1 protein-coding gene is annotated in these 633 nt (G+C 64.6%); it reads left to right on the forward strand.

Features of this window, described 5'->3' with window-relative positions:
- Positions 1–65: 65 nt before the first annotated feature.
- Positions 66–633, forward strand: a 568-nt coding sequence (locus EN852_RS34675) for a YggS family pyridoxal phosphate-dependent enzyme (RefSeq protein WP_135879579.1), incomplete at its 3' end; no start/stop codon positions are given.

Below are 633 nucleotides of genomic sequence, written 5' to 3' on the forward strand. Positions count from 1 at the left end.
GATTGCCGGACCCGTCAACTGTGGCGAGCCGGCGCGAACGTTAAAACTATAGGCGGGAAATAGGCATGACGAGCGCCGTCGAGCAGCTTCACGCGGTCAAGGCGAGGATCGCGAACGCCGAACGCGAGGCGAAGCGCGAGCCTGGCGCCGTCACGCTGGTGGCGGTGTCGAAGACCTTTACGGCCGGCGACATCCGCCCGGTCATCGAGGCCGGCCAGCGCGTTTTCGGGGAGAACCGTGTGCAGGAAGCTCAGGGCAAATGGCCGGCGCTGAAAGAGGCGTTTGCCGATATCGAGCTGCATCTGATCGGACCGCTACAGTCCAACAAGGCGAAGGAAGCCGTTGCTCTCTTCGACGTCATCGAGACCGTCGACCGCGAGAAGATTGCCGCTGAGCTTGCCAAGGAGATCGCCAGACAGGGCCGGGCGCCGAAGCTCTATGTCCAGGTCAACACCGGCTCCGAGCCGCAGAAGGCCGGCATCGAGCCGCGCGAGGCGGTCGCCTTCATCAAACGCTGCCGCGACGTGCATGGCCTCGCCATCGAGGGCCTGATGTGCATACCGCCAGCCGATGAAAACCCCGGCCCGCATTTCGCGCTGTTGGAAAAGCTCGCCCGCGAGGCCGGTGTCGCAA

Source organism: Mesorhizobium sp. M2E.F.Ca.ET.209.01.1.1, assembly GCF_004010375.2.
Taxonomy (GTDB): domain Bacteria; phylum Pseudomonadota; class Alphaproteobacteria; order Rhizobiales; family Rhizobiaceae; genus Mesorhizobium.